Source organism: Phaeobacter piscinae (assembly GCF_002407245.1).
GTDB lineage: Bacteria > Pseudomonadota > Alphaproteobacteria > Rhodobacterales > Rhodobacteraceae > Phaeobacter > Phaeobacter piscinae.
The window spans coordinates 3,104,763-3,123,522 of the sequence record NZ_CP010681.1 but is presented as its reverse complement, the minus strand read 5'-3'; the positions used below and the strand labels follow the sequence as shown (position 1 = coordinate 3,123,522).

Genomic DNA, 18,760 nt, shown 5'->3' with positions numbered 1-18,760 from the left:
AGAAAGCAGGCAGAATAGCGATGTTCCCCCTTGCATGCCCTCGTGTTTCACATTGATCTGCGGGCGATATCATTTGTGCAGATCAATGAGGCCACAGTGGACGCATCATCCCAGTTTCAAGACAGCTTGCCTGTTTCTTCCGACAAACTTTTGGCGCAGCTGGATGCGTGGGGCATTGGCTTCCGGCTGCACAGTCATGTGCCACTGCGCACTGTCGAGGACGCGAAGGCGGTTGAAGCGGGCTTCATGCAGGCAGGGGAGCGCGCGCTGCGGCTTAAGAACCTCTACCTGCGGGACAAGATAAAACGCAATCATCTGGTCAGCCTTGAGCAGGACCGCGATGTCGATTTGAAAGCGCTGGCGGCTGATCTGGGACTAGGAAAACTGTCATTTGGATCAGCGGAGCGCCTGCTGGAAACCCTGGGTGTGCGCCCTGGCGCTGTCACTCCACTGGCGATGGTCAACGGGGTCAATCAAGATGTGCACTTCTATATGGACAAGGCTGCGCAGCAGGCGGATGTGATCTACATGCATCCTTTGGTGAATGATCGCACCGTTGCCCTGACGCGACAGGCATTTCTGGAGGTGATGGATCGATTGAGCGTTACAATCACCTGGGTCTGAAGTGGCAGGGCATTGTGTGATCACTGCGCAAATTTGAACCTTTCGCTGGCTAGAGCCTGCGGAATGTGCATGGTTGCGGCAAGTAATACGCAGATGAGAGGTGACCATGGAAAACTGGGACGAGGTACGCACCGCCTATCAGGTGGCTCGGATGGGAACCGTGAGCGGCGCCGCCGAGGTGTTGGGCGTCCATCACGCGACAGTCATCCGCCACGTCGATGCAATTGAGGCGCGTCTCGGCGTCAAGCTGTTCCAGCGCCACGCTCGTGGTTACACCCCGACCGAGGCCGGCCAAGATCTGCTGCGGGTGGCGCAGGCCACGGATGATCAGTTTGGTCAGCTGGTTGGTCGGCTCAAAGGGCATGGGGATGCGGTATCCGGCGAATTGGTCGTGACCTCGCTGTCCTCGATGTCGACACTGCTGGTGCCCGCGCTCACGGAATTTCAGCGTCAACACCCCGAGTTGGTGATCCGCTTTCTGACCGGTAGCCGCCTGTTTCGACTGGAATACGGGGAGGCGCATGTCGCGATCCGCGCCGGATCTCCGCCGGAACAGCCCGACAATGTGGTTCAGCCCTTCATGCGGCAACAACACGGGCTTTACGCCAGTGCCTCATATATTGAACGGTTCGGTCCGCTGAAAGGGCTGGACGATATGTCCAACCATCGGTTCATCTGCAATGACGACATAGATAGCCGGGCGCCTTATTCCCGCTGGCTGCGTGCCCACGCGCCCGAGAGTGCGCTGTCGTTTCGCTGCGTGAACGCCGTCTCGATGCAGGAGGCTCTGCTGGCAGGAGCGGGGATTGGTTTCCTGACCCGCTGGGAGGCGGAGCGGCATCCTGGGTTGACCCAGATGATGGAACCCCTGCCAGAGTGGGCGGGCGAATTGTGGCTTGTCACCCATGTTGATCTGCACCGCACAACCAAGGTGCAGAGTTTCCTCAGCTTCCTGAAAGCCGAAGCGAAGGCCTGGACCGCATGACACCGAGCTATCGCGGTCATCTCGCAATGCTGGTGTTTTCGGCCTTGGTGGCCGGATCGTTTTCGCTTGGCGCGATGGTGGCCAATGACATCGCTCCCATGGCCCTCAATGCCATTCGGTTTGTGATTGCTGCGGTGGTGATCGGCATTGCGGCACAGCTCACCCATGGCCTGCGGCGCAAAGATTTTGTGGCGCCTTGGCGTTTCCTCGTGCTGGGGGGGCTGTTTGCCATCTACTTCGTGCTGATGTTCTACGGATTGCAAACCGCCGCGCCAGTGAGTGCGGCTGCGGTATTTACACTTACACCGGTGCTGAGTGGGGTTTTCGGATGGATCCTGCTACGCCAGATCACGACATGGCGGATGGCGCTGGCGTTGGCGATTGGTGCTGTGGGGGCAATCTGGGTGATTTTTCGCGGCGACCCGTCGGCCATCTGGGCCTTTGAAATTGGCCGTGGAGAGATGATATATTTCTGGGGATGTGTGGCCCACGCCGCCTATACGCCGATGGTACGCTTGCTGAACCGGGGCGAGCCCGCGGTGGTGTTCACCTTCGGGATGTTGGTCGCGGGCGCAATAATCCTGTTGGTGGTCGGCTGGGGCGACATTCGCGCCACGGATTGGACCGGGCTGTCACCGCTTGTCTGGGTGGTCCTGCTCTATGTTGCGCTGATCGCCAGTGCCGCTACATTTGTTCTGCTACAATATGCAACGCTACATCTGCCCTCAGCCAAGGTCATGGCCTATACCTACCTGACGCCAAGCTGGGTCATCTTGTGGGAAATTGCGCTGGGCCGTCCGGCACCTAGTGGCATCGTGGCGCTGGGCGTGGTTTGCACCATCTGGGCGCTTTGGTTGCTGCTACGGGAGGGGCGCAGCGCAGTGCCGAATACGCAATCAGGCTAACCCGCTTCACTCGGAGGCGGGATCTGCTGTCGGGCTGCCGAGTTCGGTTTCCAGAAAGCGCTCAAACGCGTCCAGATTGACGGGCTCGAACTGACCAAACCCCTGCATCCAGACGGAGGCGGACCGCATGGCGTCCGGCTGCAGCTTGCACCACTTCACGCGGCCACGTTTTTCCTGCGCAATGAGGCCTGCCCGTGTCAGGATCATCAGGTGTTTGGAGATCGCCGCGAGCGACATGTCAAACGGTTCAGCAACATCGGTGACGGCCATGTCGTCCTCCAGCAGCATGGTCAGAATGCTGCGCCGGGTTGGGTCCGCAAGGGCGGCAAATACGGTATCAAGAGGATCGCTCATGCCGACACACCTAAACCGCAAGATGCGGGTCGACAATCCCAAGCCGCTAGCTGCATATCACCGGCAACGACGACAGAGCGCGAAAGAGACATGATATGGCATTGAAATACTGGGCGGCGATCTTTGTACTTGGGATCGGCTGGGGCATGTCCTTCATGTTCAATGCTGTTTTACTGCGCGAGCTGGGACCATTGTCGGTGTCCATGGGGCGGGTTGGCTTTGGTGCGCTGGGATGTTGGATCTATGTCGTGGCGGCGCGTAAGCGGGTGCCGGACCAACCACGGCGTTGGCTGGCGCTTTTTGGTTTTGGTGTCCTGAGCTATGCGGCGCCCTTTGCCTTCTACGCGCTGGGACAGCAGCATATTGCCAGCGGCGTGGCCGGGATCCTCAATGCGTTTACCCCGGCGCTTGCTGTTATGGTGGCGCATTTCTGGCCGGGTGGAGAGCGGGCGACCTGGCAGAAGTCACTGGGCGTGGTTTTCGGCTTTCTTGGTATTCTAGTCTTGTCGTGGCCGCTGCTGCATGGCGGACGCCAGTCCGAGGTCTGGGCTGTGCTCGTTACGCTTTGTGCGCCGTTGTGTTACGCGTTTTCGGTCAATATTGCCCGCCAGTTTCGTGACATCGATCCAGTGGTCCTTGTCGCTGTTGCCTTGACCGGGGCCACTGCGGCCATCACGCCGCTGGCGATTTGGGCTGAAGGTCTGCCGGTGATCACCCGATTGGAGACTTGGGGCGCGTTGTTCATCATCGGTTTCATCCTGACGTCCGCAGCTTTCATCCTGTTCTATTGGGTGCTGCCTCGGGTTGGGCCGACCAATATCACCCTGCCAACGCTGATCGCGCCGGTTTCCGCCCTGGCGATGGGGGCCTGGATCTTGCAGGAGCCGCTCAAACTGGAGCACCTGACAGGGATGAGCCTGATCCTGATCGGACTGGCGCTGATCGATGGTCGCCTGCTGCGTAAAATTCGGCGGCGACCGGCCCTCTGATAAAATCAACCTTTTGGTTGAATATGGATTTTGACCGAAAAACCGTCGCCTGCTCCTCAGACGTGCAGGAGGTGATGCGGTAGGCCCCAGGCATAACTTAATAATTACAATTAGTTGCGCTCGACGTCGCAGGGCTTTCAGGGTTGTTGACTCTGAGGCGAGGACTCCTTAGCACCGCAACAGAATTCACGTGAGGATGGCGACCGTGTCACAAGAGCCAGACAAGCAGCGCTTGGCGCAGCTAGAGGCCAAGTTGGCAGAGGCGCGTAAGGCCCAAGAGCCCAAGCCGCGCGTGGATGAGCATTATTCGACAGCCAATCAAGCTTGGCGGATGGTGATTGAGTTGGTGGCCGGTCTGATGATCGGCTTTGGTATCGGATACGGGTTGGACCTTCTGCTTGGGACCATACCGATCTTTCTGGTGCTGTTCACGATGCTGGGTCTGGCGGCCGGGGTGAAGACAATGCTCCGCAGCGCGCAAGAGATCCAGGAAAAGAAACTGGCCGAAATGGCCGAACAAGATGCGCAGGACCGGGACTGATCCCCCGGCGACAGGAGAAACGGGACAATGGGCAAACTAATCTTTGGTGCAGCTTTTCTGCTGGTACTTGCGTCTGGGCTGTTCTTTGCCCCCGCTATTCCGGGCCTCCAGATCCATCCGACTGACCAGTTCCTGGTCAAGCCGCTGGGTGGCGCAGGTGAGCTGAACTTCTACACTCCGACCAACGTGACCCTCTGGATGGGTCTTGCGATTGTCGCGATCTTCGCGCTGATGGTTCTGGGGTCTGCAAAACGCGCGATTGTCCCGTCGCGCATCCAGTCGGTTGCTGAACTCGCCTATGGCTTCATCTATAAGATGGTCGAAGACGTGACCGGCAAAGACGGTCTGAAGTTCTTCCCCTATATCATGACCCTGTTCATGTTCATCCTGACCGCGAACATGCTGGGCCTGATCCCGGGCAGCTTCACGACCACATCGCATTTTGCCGTGACTGCAGTTCTGGCCATGCTGGTGTTCGTGACCGTGACCGTGACTGGTTTTGTGCTGCACGGGACTAAGTTTCTGGGCCTGTTCTGGGTTGGCTCCGCACCGCTGGCATTGCGCCCGGTGCTCGCGATCATCGAACTGATTTCCTATTTTGTGCGTCCTGTCAGCCACTGCATTCGTCTTGCGGGTAACGTGATGGCGGGCCACGCGGTTCTGAAGGTATTCGCAGGTTTTGCAGGCGCATTGGGCCTGTTCAGCTTCCTGCCGATCTTTGCCATCACCGCGGTTTACGCACTCGAAGTTCTCGTGGCCTTCATTCAGGCCTACGTGTTCACCATTCTGACCTGCGTGTACCTGAAGGACGCGCTGCACCCGTCGCACTAAGACGCGGTCAGGTCCGAACAATAAGATCCTCAACTTCCAATCGTAAGGAGATACACAATGGAAGGCGAACTCGCACACATCGGCGCTGGCCTGGCTGGCATGGGTACTGGTATTGCTGCACTGGGTGTTGGCAACGTTGCTGCTAACTTCCTGGCAGGCGCTCTGCGCAACCCCTCCGCGGCTGCTTCCCAGACCGCAACCCTCTTCATCGGCATCGCATTTGCAGAAGCTCTGGGCATCTTCTCGTTCCTGGTCGCTCTGCTGCTGATGTTCGCCGTCTAAGACCCTTCGGAACCATTTTCCTTACGGCCGGGCGGTGTGGATGACCGCGCCGCCCGGTGTAACGGCAAGTTCCCTAGGAGGACGACATGGCAACTCAGACGCAGGACGCAGGTCACGGTGCCGCAGAGGCCGCCCACGGTTCGGGCGGTATGCCGCAGCTGGACTTCTCGACCTATGCGAACCAGATCTTCTGGCTCGTGGTCACGCTCGTCGTGATCTATTTCATCCTGTCGCGCATCGCGCTGCCCCGCATTGCGGCAGTGTTGGCCGAGCGTCAGGGAACCATTACCAACGACCTCGCCGCGGCTGAAGACCTGAAGGCCAAAGCCGTAGAGGCCGAAACCGCTTATAACCAAGCTCTGGCAGATGCCCGTGCAGAGGCTCAGCGCATCGCTGCTGAAACCCGTGCGGAAATTCAGGCAGATCTGGATGAGGCCATTGCCAAGGCAGACGCACAGATTGCGGCCAAGGCAGTGGAATCAGAAGCCGTCATCGCCGAGATCAAGGCCGGTGCCATCGCCAGCGTCGAAGCCGTCGCTGTTGATACCGCCGCTGAGATCGTCGCCACCTTTGGTGGCAAGGCAGACGAAAAAGCCGTCGCAGCTGCGGTTGCCGACCGGATGAAAGGATAAGAACATGCGCTCTGTACTGGCTCTTGCTCTGACCTTTGGTGCCACCAGCCCCGCATTCGCGGCGTCCGGCCCGTTCCTGTCGATGAGCAACACCGACTTTGTCGTTACGCTCGCGTTCCTGCTGTTCGTCGGCATCCTGCTTTATGCAAAGGTGCCCGGTCTGCTGGGTGGCCAGCTGGACGCCCGCGCCGAAGGCATCAAAAAGGACCTCGAAGAGGCCCGTGCCCTGCGTGAAGAAGCCCAGACCATTCTGGCCTCTTACGAACGCAAGCAGCAGGAAGTTCAGGCGCAGGCTGATCGGATCGTTGCGTCGGCGCGTGAAGATGCTGCGAAAGCAGCTGACCAAGCCAAGGCTGACCTGGAAGTCTCGATTGCGCGTCGCATGACCGCTGCCGAGGAACAGATCACAGCGGCGCAGGACTCCGCGGTGAAAGAAGTGCGCGATCAGGCAATCACCGTTGCAATTGCAGCGGCGGATGCGGTGATCTCGAAACAGATGACAGCGACCGAAGCCAACAAGCTGATCGACGCTGCTATCGCCGACGTGGACGCCAAGCTGCACTAATTTGCTCTTGCATCGACGCTGTTAAAGAACCCGGCCCAAGTGGCCGGGTTTTTTGTATTCAAATGCGTTGCCTGCGATAACCGCGCACATCCTTACTTTCCCTAAAATGGTGGATTGAACGCAGGCTGAGCGATAGAAGAGAGCGCAAGACCCTGCCTGCTGGCGGGGCTTTCGGTTACCAGAGGAGTCACAGATGCGCGCCCATCCGACGGCCATTGTCAGCCCCAAGGCCAAGATCCACCCGAGCGTCGAAATCGGCCCCTTTTCGATCGTTCATGACAACGTTGAAATTGGCGCGGGGACCAACATCGGAAGCAATTGTGAGCTGGGCGTCGCAACCCGTCTGGGGGATGGCTCTCCGTTGCGCATCGGGGAAGAGTCGACGATCCGCTCCCATAGCGTTTTCTACGAAAGCTCAAGCTTCGGTGACGGCCTGGTGACCGGGCATCGGGTCACAGTGCGCGAACTCACCCAGGCTGGGCGCGGGTTTCAGATCGGCACACTGAGCGATATCCAGGGTCATTGCACTATTGGGGACTACGTGCGGCTGCACAGCAATGTGCACATCGGACAAAAGAGCGTTGTTGAAGACTACGTTTGGATCTTTCCCTACGTCGTGCTGACCAATGATCCGCATCCGCCGAGCGAGGTCTTACTGGGCGCGCGGATCAAATCATTTGCTGTGATCGCCACGATGACCACTGTTCTGCCGGGAGTCACTGTCGGGGAGGGGGCCCTGGTGGGTGCGTGCAGCGCCGTCACCAAAGATGTTGCAGATCATCGGATCGCGGTTGGCAACCCCGCCGTTGACCGGGGAGATGCCAACCGGGTTCGCCTGAAGGATGGCACTGACCGGGCGGCCTATCCGTGGAAATCCCATTTCCACCGAGGATACCCCGAGGCCGTCGTTGCCGAGTGGATGGCGTCTTTACCCAAATCCTGATGGGGGTACAGGCTGTTTAAACCTGCGGATGGGCTCTCTCAGGTTTTGCTGATTTCATGCTGCAGACGTTGCTTGGCCACCTCTGCATTGCGCAGGGCGCGCTGATGGTCAGTCAGGGCCTGCTTCACATAGTCCAGATGGGTTTCAACAGCGGCCCGTGCTGCCGAAGGGTCGCGGGCCTGTAGCGCGGCGTTGATGGCGCTGTGCTGGGCCAAGAGGGCATCGCGCGTGGTGTGCTGTTGGAACATAACGCGACGATTATAGAAAACACCTTCACGCAGCAGCTCAAACATCGAGCGCATCATATGCAGCATGACCACATTGTGGCTCGCATCCATGATTGCGGAATGGAACTGGGCGTCGAGCGCGGCTGCCTCTTCTGAGATGGCGGGATCACCAGCCTGCTCCATCTTGTCGAAAATCGTCTGGATCACTTCCAAATCGTAATTGGATCCGTATTTGGCGGCGCGCTCGGCGGCCAGGCCTTCCAAATCTCGGCGAAAGCTGAGGTAGTCGAAAACCGCCTCATCATGGCTTGCAAACAACTGAACCAAGGCCGGTGAAAACGCAGAGCCAAGCACATCGGCGACAAACACTCCGGCGCCCGCCCGCGAGACCAGTAGACCGCGATCTTGCAATTCGGCCAGCGCATCGCGCAACGAGGGCCGTGAGACCCCCAGACGCTCCGCCAACTCCCGCTCGGCAGGGAGCCGTTCGCCGGGTGTGAGGATGCCGCGCAGGATGAACTGCTCAATCTGGCGCACCACAGACGCAGAGAGTTTTTCGGGCTGTACTTTTTGAAAGGGCATGCTGTCAGTCTTTTGGATGCGCGATTGGTCAAAACATATGACCACGGGGCCAAGGCCATCGCAAGGGGATGTGCGCCCATTCAGCAGACAGCGCGCCTATTCCATGCTAGTTCGAAGGGACGAGCGAAGACACAGTCTCATTCGGCGCAGGGATACAGATGCGTGATTTTTTCAGGCGAGCGGTTCGATTCCGCCCCATTTTTATGTTCCTTCTTGCTGTTCCGCTTACAGCCTGCGATACGGCAAGCCCGCATTTCCGTGGTCAAGCGGTGCAGCGGATCACGGTGGAGGGCAGCGTATTTGAGGTGCGCCTGCGCGGATCACTCGCAGAGGCGGTGCGCGTCAATCCTCAATATGCGCCGCGCCTTGGCCCCATCCGGAAACGCGCGCAACGCGCTATGGAAATGGCAAGCGGCTGCCCGGTGCGCGATGTCCTGGGCGATCAGGCTGTCCTCGTCGGGCGCTTGGACTGCGGGAGCGGCGAAGCCGCGTAATGAAGAGTTATCCACAATATATGGTGGCGATATGACGCTGACCCAGCGGATTTGGGGGGCGGCCACATTGACAGTGGTGTAACAAACCCATGACACTTACATCCCAATGAATCACAGGATATCGGCTTGCGCTTCTCGAAACTCAGACTGAACGGCTTCAAGAGCTTTGTGGACCCAACGGATCTGTTGATCGCAGATGGCCTGACCGGGGTTGTCGGCCCAAACGGCTGTGGCAAATCCAACCTTCTTGAGGCGCTGCGCTGGGTGATGGGCGAAAACCGCCCAAAGGCAATGCGTGGCGGCGGTATGGAAGACGTGATCTTCGCGGGGACCAGCTCCAGGCCAGCCCGCAATTTTGCCGAGGTCAGCCTGCAGATTGACAACAGTGAACGGCTGGCCCCATCTGGTTTCAACGAGAGCGACAATCTGGAAATTCTGCGCCGTATTACCCGTGATGTCGGCAGCGCCTACAAGACCAACGGGAAAGATGTGCGCGCGCGCGATGTGCAGATGCTGTTTGCCGATGCCTCAACTGGCGCGCATTCTCCTGCCCTGGTCCGACAGGGGCAAATTGCCGAGTTGATTAACGCCAAACCGAAGGCGCGGCGGCGTATTCTGGAAGAGGCAGCAGGTATCTCTGGCCTCTACCAGCGGCGGCACGAGGCCGAGCTGAAGCTGAAAAACACCGAACAGAACCTGTTGCGCGTCGACGATGTGATTGAACAGCTCGCAGCACAGCTCTCGCAGCTGGCCCGTCAGGCGCGTCAGGCACAGCGGTATCGCGATATCGGTGAACAGCTGCGACGGGCCGAGGGCATGTTGCTCTATCGCCGCTGGCGGGAGGCGGACGACGCGCGGCTGGAAGCTGAAGATATCCTGCGCAGCCGCGAGACCCAGGCGGCCAAGGCAGAGGCGCTGGCCCGTGTTGCTGATGGCAAGCGGCTGGAGGCTGAGAGCGCACTGCCTCCCCTGCGCGAAGAGGAGGCCATTGCTGCCGCCGTGCTGCAACGGCTGTTTGTGCAGCGCGATGCACTGAGTGATCAGGAAGCGCAGGCGCGTCAGACAATCGAAACGCTGACCAACCGCGTGGCGCAGCTTGGCCGCGATATTGAGCGCGAAAGCGGGCTGAACCGGGATGCTGGCGAAACGATTGAACGGCTGGACTGGGAACAGCGTGAACTGGCGCGGGCCGCCATCGGTCACGATGATCGTATGGCTGAGGCTGCCGAGCGGTCGCGAGAAGCAGTCTCGGTGCTTCAGGCCCGCGAAGAACATCTGACAAGCCTGACAGAGGATGTGGCGCGGCTTGCGGCGCGCCATCAATCAGCGCAGCGTCAGGTCGAGGATTGCCGCCGTGCTTTGCTTCGTGCCGAGGAGGACGGGGGCAGCTCCCGCGACGCGATGGCCGAGGCCCGCGATACGCTGGCTCAGGCAGAGGCCGCGTTTGAAGCCGCGGTCGAGGCCGAGGAGGAAGCGCGCGCCGCTGCTGAGCTCGCGGATGAGGCGCTGGCCGCGGCCGACGAGGCGCGCAATGATACCCAATCGCGCGAGGCTGAGGCCCGCGCCCGCCGCTCTGAGGCGGAGGGCGAATTGGGCGCACTGCGGGCGGAGGTGACGGCGCTTGCGAAGCTTGTGGAGCGCGATACCGCCGAGGGCGGCCATGTTCTGGACGAGATGCGCGTTGCAGCGGGATACGAGAAAGCGCTTGGCGCGGCTCTTGCCGATGACCTGCGTGCGCCCCTGGCGGAGGTTGATGGGCCGAGCGGTTGGGTCACTTTGCCACCATATGACGGAGATGCGCCGCTACCAGCGGGTGCGGTGCCGCTCTCACTGCATGTCAGTTGCCCTGATGCTCTGCATCGTCGGATTTCTCAGGTTGGCCTTGTCGATGGGGATGCCGCGCGTGATCTGCATTCGCGGCTGATGCCAGGGCAGCGTCTGGTTACTCTGGAAGGCGATCTGTGGCGCTGGGATGGGTTCCGGGCTTGGGCTGAGGATGCGCCAAGTGCAGCGGCGTTGCGGCTGGAGCAGATGAACCGCCTTGAAACGCTGAAACAGGATATGGAGCATGTCGGCGCGCGCGCGGATGGGGCCAAGGCTGCGCATGAGGTTCTGATGCGCAAGCTGGCGGAGGTCACCACCGCCGATCAGGCAGCGCGTCAGGCGCGCCGGGTTGCCGATCAACGCGTTGCCGATGCGGCGCGCGCGCTGAGCCGGGCTGAAAGCCATCGCAATCTGTCCGAAGGCAAGCTGGAAACTCTTGGCATCGCGGTTGCCCGACATGAAGAGGACGCCGCCGCAGCGCAGGCACAGTTGACGGAAGCGGAAACCGCTGTCGAAGGGCTGGAAGACCTCGCTGAGGCGCGTGCCAAGGTAGAGGATGTAAAGCAGGCGGTGGAAGCGGCCCGGATCACCATGCTGACCCATCGGTCTACGCAGGATGAGCTGCGGCGTGAGGGAGAGGCCCGCACCGCACGTGGGCAGCAGGTCACCAAGGATCTCTCCGGGTGGCGCCACCGGCTGGATAGCGCAGACAGGCGGATTGCCGAGTTGACGGAACGGCGTGCCGCGACCGAGGAAGAGCTGCAAGAAGCACATGCGGTGCCTGCCGAGATTGCGGAAACCCACGAGGAACTGAACCTTGCCATTGAAGAGGCAGAAGCGCGCAAAGCGGTTGCCTCAGATGCACTGATTGGTGCCGAATCCGTCCTGCGCGATGCCGTTCAAAACGAGCGTGAATGCGCTCGACTGGCCTCTGAGGCGCGCGAGGCACGGGCCCGGGCAGAGGCACGTTGTGACGCAGCCCGCGAAGCCGTTGGTCATGCCGAGGCGCGTATTCGCGAAGAACAACAGACGGTACCTGACGATCTGTTGGCCAGCCTTAATGCCACACCTGAAGACATGCCGAACGCGGAGGAGCTGGAGGCAGAGGTCAACCGTCATAAGCGTCAGCGCGACGCGCTGGGAGCGGTCAATCTGCGCGCAGAAGAAGATGCGCGCGCGGTCCAGGACGAGCACGACCAATTGGTGCGCGAGAAGGCAGATCTGGAAGAGGCCGTGAAGACACTAAGGGCGGGTATCGCCAGCCTCAACCGCGAAGGCCGCGAACGGTTGCTGACCGCGTTTGAGGAGGTGAATGCGAGCTTTACCATGCTGTTCACCCACCTCTTCGGCGGCGGGGAGGCCAATCTGGTCATGGTTGAAAGTGATGATCCGCTGGATGCCGGGCTTGAAATCATGTGCCAGCCGCCGGGCAAGAAACTCTCGACGCTGTCACTGCTGTCAGGAGGCGAACAGACATTGACGGCCATGGCCCTGATTTTCGCGGTGTTTCTGTCCAATCCGGCGCCAATTTGTGTGCTGGACGAGGTGGACGCGCCGCTGGACGATGCCAATGTGACTCGCTTCTGCGATTTGCTGGACGAGATGTGCCGCCAAACCGACACGCGCTTTCTGATTATCACGCACCATGCGGTGACGATGGCGCGGATGGACCGGCTATTCGGGGTCACGATGCAGGAAAAAGGTGTCAGCCAACTGGTGTCCGTGGACCTCAAGAAAGCCGAGGCGCTGGTCGCCTGACCCCTTGTTCCAATGCGGCGTAGGTTCTATCGTCGGCGCGCCAATGACAGGATTTACAATGAAATTTCTTTCTCTACTGACCGCCGCTGCCCTGTTTGTCCTCCCGGGCCTTGGGCATGCTGAAAACATTCTGGCCAAGGATGCGACCACCCTTGCGCGTTTCTTCGAGACCGAAGGCGTTGAATTTGAGGTCACCACCGATGATGTCGGCGACCCAAAGCTGAAGGTCGACTACTACGGCAATGATTTCTCAATCTATTTCTACGGCTGCGAAAACAACAAGAACTGTGATGCGATCCAGTTCTTCTCCGGTTATCAGACAGATGGCGGCGTGCGTGTGGTCAAGATCAATGAGTGGAACACCGAAAACCGTTTTGGTCGGGCCTATATTTCGGACGAAGGGTCCGCTCGGGTCGAATTGGATGTGTATCTGGGGGACACCGGCATGAATCCCGACGATTTTGCTGAGCTGCTGGGCTACTGGTCGCGGATCGTTCAGGATTTCGAGGAATTCATCAACTGGTGATCGCGTCTGCCCTGTCACCGAAATGTGAGGTGGGGCTGGGAGAGAATTTCGCTAGGCTGGCAGCATGAGACACCACTTGCTGCTGGTCTTTTTTGTACTTCTCGGATCAATCCAAGTGCCAAGTATTGTATTGGCGCAGGATGGGGCAATGCGGGCGGGTGATCAGCCCTACGACGAAGAGGCGCTTGCGGCGCTGCCGGGGCAATCAATTGTTTTTTATGATGATGGTGAGGCGCTGTTCGGGGAGGACGGAGCCTATTCCTACACTTATTCAGCGGCAAATGGCGGTGGCACTGCATGGGGCAGCTATCGTGTCGCGCAGGATGGTCAGGTCTGTGTGACTTTCGTCAATGGCATGTCCCGTTGCGATCAATATGTGACCAACCGGGATCGCACTGTGGTCATTACCTCTGACGGGCAGAGGTTTCCGGTGCGATCATCGCAAATTCCCTGAGACACAATCCTGCGGAAACCGCCCCCGGGGGCGATTTCCTCCAATAGATCAGAGACGCGACAACAGCGCTGGTGTTGGCCAGGCGTCAGCGGGGAGGCCAAGGCGTTTTTGTTCTTTTTGGACAGCAACACGTGTCTTGGCACCCAGGATCCCATCAACATCACCGACGTCATGACCGCGTGCCTGAAGCTTGCGCTGCAACTGTTCCATTTGTTTTGCCGCAAGGCCGGTGTCTGGATTGCCTGCATCGTAGCTCGCAGCGCCCGACAACCGGGTCGCAAAATATGCGGCAGTCAGCACATAGGTAAAGCTCTGGTTCCATTCGAAATAGACGTCGAAATTGGGGTAGGCGAGGAAGGCAGGCCCCTTATGCCCCTGCGGCAGGATCAGCGCGGCCTTTGTGTCATGCTCCGCTAGCCGACCCGCACGAGGGTTTACGCCCAGTGCTTGCCAGTCAGCAACTGTTCTCTTGTGGTGAACACCGCTAAGGCTCAGGTCGAGATCGGCAGGGATCGTCACCTCCTGCAACCAAGGCTCATTCGGGCGCCATCCCAGATGAGAAAGCATCTTTGCGCCGGACATCAATGCATCTGGGGCGGACGTCTTGAGGCTGACATGGCCGTCACCATCGGCATCAACACCGTTTTCCAGAATATCGCCGGGCAGCATCTGGACCATGCCGATTTCACCGGCCCAGGCGCCGGTGGTGCGGCGCGGATCAAAATTGTCCTGACGGAACAATTCCAGTGCGGCAAAGACCTGCGGACGGAACAACTCGGGCCGACGGCAATCATGGGCCAGGGTCACCAGCGCATTCAACGTGTTGAAATTTCCCTGCACTGCGCCGTAGTCGGTTTCAAAGGCCCAGAACGCGAGCAAAACGCTGCGATCAATGCCATAGGTCGTCTCTATCCTGCGGAATGTGGCGTCGTATTTACGCGACATCGCTTGACCACGGTCCAGGCGGCTCTTGGAGATCAACCTGCGCGAAAACTCGATGAAGGGTTTCTGGAACACGCCCTGCGCGCGGTCGGCCTTTAGGACTGCGGGATCTTGGCGCACGTTCTCAAAGAAACGATTGACCGTGGCGCTGTCATAGCCCCCCGTCAGCGCCTCTTCCTTCATCAGCTGAACGAAATTGCGAAACCCGCCACCACATTGCGCATGGGCCTGAAGCGGAAGCAGAAATGAGACAAGGGCGAGAATGCTTGTGCGCAACACAGGTAGCGTGTCCTTTTTGAGAGTGCTGCCCCTTGTTAGCTACAACAGCGCGGCAATGGCAACCGTTAGCGCAAGCCCGAAGGCCCAAGAAGCCCATAGAAGATGTATGCAGCGCATGATGCTGTGGGCGCTGGCGCTTTTGGAGCCACTGGCGTTGACCCAGGCGAAGTCCTGCAGTTTCCCATCGTAGGATCGCGGACCGGCGAGCGCGATCCGCATCGCGCGCGCCATTGCGGCCTCGGGCCAGCCAGCATTCGGGGAGCGGTGGCGGCGGGCATCCTGGGTAATGTCAGGCCAGCTACGCAAGACCAAGCCAACGGTGGCAATCATCAATGCGGATAGGCGCGCCGGGATTAGGTTCAGCAGGTCATCCAACCTGGCAGCCGCCCAGCCAAATTCTCTGTGACGCGGCGTTCTGTAACCGATCATGCTGTCTGCTGTATTGGTGATCTTATAGATCATCAGGCCCGGGAGGCCGCCGATCAGAAACCAGAACGCAGGGGCGACTACGCCATCGGAAAAGTTCTCTGCCCCGCTTTCGATGGCAGAACGTGCGACCTGCGGCGTGGTCATACCAGAGGTGTCTCGGCTGACAATCAACGCAACCGCCTTGCGGCCTTTTGTCAAATCAAGACGCAGACCATCGGCCACGGCCTCTATGTGATCGCAGAGCGACCGCTGCGCCAGCAAAATGGCCGCGACCAAGATTTGAACCAAGGGGCCGAACAGAGTCAGCAGCCAGCCAAGCCAGCCCGCTGATACTACAAGAAGCGTTATAGCCAGAACGCCACGCGCTTTGCGGTGCTTTGCGGTGTTCAGCGTCTGATCAACGAGGGACACGGCACGCCCCATCAGAACTGCGGGATGGGGCAACCGTGACCAGAGCCAGCGCGGCTCCCCAAAAATGGCATCCAGCAGCAGCGCCGGGATCAACAGGGCGGCAGTGGTCACAGAGCGGCCTCAAGCCGTGCCCAACCTTCACCCGTCGGCAGACCAAGCCGCAGATAGGTTTTAGAGTATGGGAAAATACGAGTCCAAATTTGAGCGCCGGCGAGCCGGGCCTGCCATGCAGCGGCATCGTCCACTTCATACAGGCGGAATAGATCGGTGCCGCCGACCAGTTTCGCTCCCTTTTCGGTCACCATCTTGTCCAGCCGTTTTGCATCCTGCTGCAACCGCGCCCGCGTGGTGTTTGCCCAGTCCACATCCTGTAGCGCTTGCGCGCCGATACGCAGGGCCGGACCGGAGACAGCCCATGGCCCCTGCCATGCGGCAAGATCGCCTATCAGGCAGGGATCGCCGATGGCAAATCCCAGCCTCAGCCCTGCGAGGCCCCAGAACTTGCCAAAACTTTTGAGGATGACAACGCCGGGGCGCTCGGCCAGGTGCATCAGACTCTCTGCAGGGCAGACGTCACAGAAGCTCTCATCGATCACGACCAGAGGGGCCTGCACATCTCCGGCGTCCCAGCGGCGGCCATCTGGGTTGTTTGGGTGAACCAGCACGCAGGCCTCTGCCGGGCCGGAAGTGACCGTCTGCCACCCGCGAGCAGTGAACGCGGCGGCGTGTTCGTTGTAGGTCGGTGGCGTTATTTGTACCCAGCGCGGATCTGCCAAGGCCGGAATTGCCGCGATCAGTGCCGAAGCCCCTGGCGCTGCCAGAATTGCCGCTTCTTTTGGTACTTGCCAGAAACTGCGCGCAGCAGTGATCAATCCGTTCAGCGCGGCTTGATCGGGCAGAGCACCCCAGTCTGCGACGGTCAGATCAGCCACCGGGTAGGGCACGGGATTGATCCCGGTCGAGATATCGATCCAGTCGCTGGCTACACCACCATATTCGGAAATTGCGGCGCTGAGGTTGCCGCCGTGGTCCCGCTGGGGGACCTCTGTCAGATCCAGCATGCCAGTCATCTTGGGCCTTAAACAATGAACTAGAACCGAGGGCCACGCCATATGCTGACCCAGTACTGCCGTATGGAACAGCAGTCACGAGAAAGCAACCATAGCTCCTCGTGATCAACAACTCGCTAATTCCCGCGAGCCTCATGTTGAAGAAACATCTTATGGATGCAATTCGAGGAAGTCAGTATTGGGTGTTCTGCCCAAGTTGATGTGGTTCAGGAATAGAGCAATTGCTGAAGTTTTATTGATTCGAGCGCCTGTGCTTTCCCTATCAGAGTTGGTCGCAAGGGGGCTTCAGGCCAACACTTACAGCGCGTCAGGCGACAATCGCGTCGGACGCGACGGATTGTCGCTGCGGATATGGCGTACCTCGAATGCGTGAACGACCTGATGGCCAACCGGTCACTTTCTTTGGAGGTGGCAACCGAATTTCAGTCACGATGGTGTGGGGCCATCCAGTCGATACGCGGATTGGTTGGTATGATCCGATGAGGATTGATGGTGTCGTGACTGTAGTGATAGTGGCGCACGATATGTTCCCTCCCGACGGTGTCTGACACTCCCGGCCATTGATAAAGCGCACGCGTGTAGGCCCAGAGATGTGGATAATCGATCAAACGTCGACGGTTACACTTAAAATGCAGATGGTAGACAGGATCGAAGCGGACCAATGTGGTAAACAACCGCCAGTCCGCCTCAGTCAGCCTGTCACCCAGAAGGAAGCGGTGCTCTGACAGGATATCTTCCAGCCAGTCCAATGTGTCAAACAAAGGGTCGATCGCGGCATCATACGCTTCCTGTGTGGTGGCAAAACCGCATTTGTAGACACCATTGTTCAAGGTGGAATAGACCCGGCTGTTCACGGCCTCAATCGGTTCTCGCAGTTCCTCCGGCCAATAGTCGTCGTGGTTGCCGGTGATCTCGTCAAAGGCGCTGTTGAACATGCGAATGATGTCGGCGCTTTCGTTTGAGACGATAGTATTTTCCTTTTTATCCCAAAGAATTGGAACCGTGACCCGTCCTGAGTACTGGGGATCGGCACGGGTGTATATCTGGTGCACATGGTCATATCCGAACAGGTGGTCCCCTGTGGCGCCATGGTGGTCCTTTTCAAAGCTCCAGCCCTTGTCCAACATATCCGGGTGCACAACGGAAACGGTGATGTGATCGGTCAGCGCTTTTAGCTGACGGAAGATGAGTGTGCGATGCGCCCAAGGGCAGGCCAGCGAAACATAGAGATGGTAGCGTCCGCTTTCGGCGGCAAAGCCACCTTTGCCGGATGGTCCTGCCTGTCCATCTTTGGTGACCCAGTTCCGAAACTGCGCCTGCGAGCGTTTGAACGCACCACCGGATGACGCAGTGTCGTACCATTGGTCGTGCCAGACGCCATCAATCAAGAGGCCCATCGAAAACTCCTATGCGCTGTGAATACATACTGTTCGCTGTAACCTAGGCGGCGTAGACGCCTGCGCCCATGGCCGTCGGCGCGCAGCTTCCCTGCGCCAACGCACAGGTGGCGGGCCTGCGACGCGACGGGGAAATATCGGCGGTTTACTCAGGTGTATCTAAAGTGGTGCTGCGGCCAACGCGTGGAAATGACTCAAAAAGTTCACTTGATTTTATCCTTTGTGCGTTCACACTTGTAAGGAACAGGGCAAAATGCCCACCTGCTCTGGCAGTCAGTCGCGCGGCGGCCGATGTCGGAGTGGTATCAGATCGAGAGGTCACGGCCATGACGACATTTGTTCCCCAATCGGTACAGGACGCGCTGGATGCCGCGCGGCTGGATGGTATGAAAAACAAGAGCCGCCTGCGGGTGGCTGCCGGTGATCATGTCTTTCCCGTGCTGCGCATGTGGAAAGATGGATTTTCGGTAGAGGCGGCAGATGCCCCGCAGCTGCGCGGGCTGATCGACCTCTACGATGGAACCCGCCATCTTTCGCAGTGTCTGATCGTGGCTTCGGATGAAGAAGCGGGTGAAATGCGCTATGAGTTCAAGCGTGCGACGCCGGCGGCGGATCAGGCCCCACTGGATTTCTACCGCGCACCAGATGCGCCTGTTGCACTGATCGCACAGGACGATATGCGGCTGTAAGCATGGCTGGGCCTTGGCGCTGACCTG

At 59.3% G+C, this 18,760-nt stretch carries 21 protein-coding genes; 15 read left to right on the top strand and 6 right to left on the bottom strand.

What is annotated here, in order from left to right:
• Positions 1 to 96 precede the first annotated feature (96 nt).
• The 3 genes from phaeop14_RS14825 to phaeop14_RS14815 all read left to right on the top strand — a co-directional run bounded on the left by phaeop14_RS14825 (position 97) and on the right by phaeop14_RS14815 (position 2,514).
• The gene (locus phaeop14_RS14825) at positions 97 to 624 is read left to right on the top strand and encodes a prolyl-tRNA synthetase associated domain-containing protein (protein ID WP_096790325.1); all 528 of its coding nucleotides are present in this window, start codon (positions 97 to 99) and stop codon (positions 622 to 624) included.
• Positions 625 to 730: 106 nt separating this feature from the next.
• Positions 731 to 1,609 (top strand): LysR family transcriptional regulator, encoded by an 879-nt coding sequence (locus phaeop14_RS14820; protein WP_096789966.1) that lies wholly within the window; start codon positions 731 to 733, stop codon positions 1,607 to 1,609.
• A complete protein-coding gene (locus tag phaeop14_RS14815) occupies positions 1,606 to 2,514 on the top strand; it encodes a DMT family transporter (protein ID WP_096789965.1) in 909 nt (302 codons plus the stop codon). Before phaeop14_RS14820 ends, phaeop14_RS14815 begins: the two co-directional genes overlap by 4 nt.
• A 6-nt stretch (positions 2,515 to 2,520) precedes the next feature.
• Here phaeop14_RS14815 and phaeop14_RS14810 read toward each other — a convergent pair whose 3' ends face one another.
• Positions 2,521 to 2,868, bottom strand: a complete 348-nt coding sequence (locus phaeop14_RS14810; RefSeq protein WP_096789964.1) for an ArsR/SmtB family transcription factor — start codon at positions 2,866 to 2,868, stop codon at positions 2,521 to 2,523.
• A 95-nt stretch (positions 2,869 to 2,963) separates the two neighbouring features.
• On the opposite strand from phaeop14_RS14810, the gene phaeop14_RS14805 reads away from it, so the two are divergent.
• The 7 genes from phaeop14_RS14805 to phaeop14_RS14775 all read left to right on the top strand — a co-directional run bounded on the left by phaeop14_RS14805 (position 2,964) and on the right by phaeop14_RS14775 (position 7,651).
• Positions 2,964 to 3,857, top strand: coding sequence for a DMT family transporter (locus phaeop14_RS14805; RefSeq protein ID WP_040176172.1), 894 nt, complete (start codon positions 2,964 to 2,966; stop codon positions 3,855 to 3,857).
• Between the two features lie 196 nt (positions 3,858 to 4,053).
• Positions 4,054 to 4,398 carry an AtpZ/AtpI family protein gene (locus tag phaeop14_RS14800; RefSeq protein ID WP_014876092.1) on the top strand — a complete coding sequence of 115 codons (345 nt, stop codon included), beginning with the start codon at positions 4,054 to 4,056 and terminating at the stop codon, positions 4,396 to 4,398.
• 27 nt (positions 4,399 to 4,425) lie between these two features.
• A complete protein-coding gene (locus tag phaeop14_RS14795) occupies positions 4,426 to 5,229 on the top strand; it encodes a F0F1 ATP synthase subunit A (RefSeq protein WP_040176175.1) in 804 nt (267 codons plus the stop codon).
• Positions 5,230 to 5,286: 57 nt separating this feature from the next.
• The gene (locus phaeop14_RS14790) at positions 5,287 to 5,511 is read left to right on the top strand and encodes a F0F1 ATP synthase subunit C (protein ID WP_008562443.1); all 225 of its coding nucleotides are present in this window, start codon (positions 5,287 to 5,289) and stop codon (positions 5,509 to 5,511) included.
• A gap of 86 nt (positions 5,512 to 5,597) precedes the next feature.
• Positions 5,598 to 6,143 (top strand): F0F1 ATP synthase subunit B', encoded by a 546-nt coding sequence (locus phaeop14_RS14785; RefSeq protein WP_096789963.1) that lies wholly within the window; start codon positions 5,598 to 5,600, stop codon positions 6,141 to 6,143.
• A gap of 4 nt (positions 6,144 to 6,147) precedes the next feature.
• A complete protein-coding gene (locus phaeop14_RS14780; protein WP_024095749.1) occupies positions 6,148 to 6,708 on the top strand; it encodes a F0F1 ATP synthase subunit B in 561 nt (186 codons plus the stop codon).
• Between the two features lie 193 nt (positions 6,709 to 6,901).
• Positions 6,902 to 7,651, top strand: a complete 750-nt coding sequence (locus tag phaeop14_RS14775) for an acyltransferase (protein WP_096789962.1) — start codon at positions 6,902 to 6,904, stop codon at positions 7,649 to 7,651.
• 38 nt (positions 7,652 to 7,689) lie between these two features.
• Here phaeop14_RS14775 and phaeop14_RS14770 read toward each other — a convergent pair whose 3' ends face one another.
• Positions 7,690 to 8,460, bottom strand: coding sequence for a FadR/GntR family transcriptional regulator (locus phaeop14_RS14770; RefSeq protein ID WP_096789961.1), 771 nt, complete (start codon positions 8,458 to 8,460; stop codon positions 7,690 to 7,692).
• A 203-nt stretch (positions 8,461 to 8,663) separates the two neighbouring features.
• Between phaeop14_RS14770 and phaeop14_RS14765 the strand changes: the two genes are divergently transcribed.
• The 4 genes from phaeop14_RS14765 (at position 8,664) to phaeop14_RS14750 (ending at position 13,516) form a co-directional block, all read left to right on the top strand.
• Positions 8,664 to 8,954 carry a hypothetical protein gene (locus tag phaeop14_RS14765; protein WP_040181751.1) on the top strand — a complete coding sequence of 97 codons (291 nt, stop codon included), beginning with the start codon at positions 8,664 to 8,666 and terminating at the stop codon, positions 8,952 to 8,954.
• A gap of 126 nt (positions 8,955 to 9,080) precedes the next feature.
• The gene (locus phaeop14_RS14760; RefSeq protein ID WP_096789960.1) at positions 9,081 to 12,536 is read left to right on the top strand and encodes a chromosome segregation SMC family protein; all 3,456 of its coding nucleotides are present in this window, start codon (positions 9,081 to 9,083) and stop codon (positions 12,534 to 12,536) included.
• Positions 12,537 to 12,594: 58 nt separating this feature from the next.
• Entirely contained in the window at positions 12,595 to 13,062 is a 468-nt protein-coding gene (locus phaeop14_RS14755; RefSeq protein WP_040175997.1) for a YbjN domain-containing protein, read from the top strand.
• A 115-nt stretch (positions 13,063 to 13,177) separates the two neighbouring features.
• Positions 13,178 to 13,516, top strand: coding sequence for a hypothetical protein (locus tag phaeop14_RS14750; protein ID WP_244905776.1), 339 nt, complete (start codon positions 13,178 to 13,180; stop codon positions 13,514 to 13,516).
• A 48-nt stretch (positions 13,517 to 13,564) separates the two neighbouring features.
• On the opposite strand, the gene phaeop14_RS14745 is transcribed toward phaeop14_RS14750, so the two are convergent.
• The 4 genes from phaeop14_RS14745 to phaeop14_RS14730 all read right to left on the bottom strand — a co-directional run bounded on the left by phaeop14_RS14745 (position 13,565) and on the right by phaeop14_RS14730 (position 18,044).
• Positions 13,565 to 14,737, bottom strand: coding sequence for a lytic murein transglycosylase (locus phaeop14_RS14745; protein ID WP_096789958.1), 1,173 nt, complete (start codon positions 14,735 to 14,737; stop codon positions 13,565 to 13,567).
• A 39-nt stretch (positions 14,738 to 14,776) separates the two neighbouring features.
• Positions 14,777 to 15,688, bottom strand: coding sequence for an adenosylcobinamide-phosphate synthase CbiB (cbiB, locus tag phaeop14_RS14740; protein WP_096789957.1), 912 nt, complete (start codon positions 15,686 to 15,688; stop codon positions 14,777 to 14,779).
• Positions 15,685 to 16,638 carry a threonine-phosphate decarboxylase gene (locus tag phaeop14_RS14735; RefSeq protein ID WP_096789956.1) on the bottom strand — a complete coding sequence of 318 codons (954 nt, stop codon included), beginning with the start codon at positions 16,636 to 16,638 and terminating at the stop codon, positions 15,685 to 15,687. The genes cbiB and phaeop14_RS14735 overlap by 4 nt, the downstream gene beginning before the upstream one ends.
• Positions 16,639 to 17,069: 431 nt before the next feature.
• The gene (locus tag phaeop14_RS14730; protein ID WP_096789955.1) at positions 17,070 to 18,044 is read right to left on the bottom strand and encodes a glutathione S-transferase family protein; all 975 of its coding nucleotides are present in this window, start codon (positions 18,042 to 18,044) and stop codon (positions 17,070 to 17,072) included.
• A gap of 326 nt (positions 18,045 to 18,370) precedes the next feature.
• Between phaeop14_RS14730 and phaeop14_RS14725 the strand changes: the two genes are divergently transcribed.
• Positions 18,371 to 18,733: a hypothetical protein gene (locus phaeop14_RS14725; protein WP_040176006.1), complete on the top strand. Its 363-nt coding sequence runs from the start codon at positions 18,371 to 18,373 to the stop codon at positions 18,731 to 18,733.
• The last annotated feature ends 27 nt before the right edge of the window (positions 18,734 to 18,760 follow it).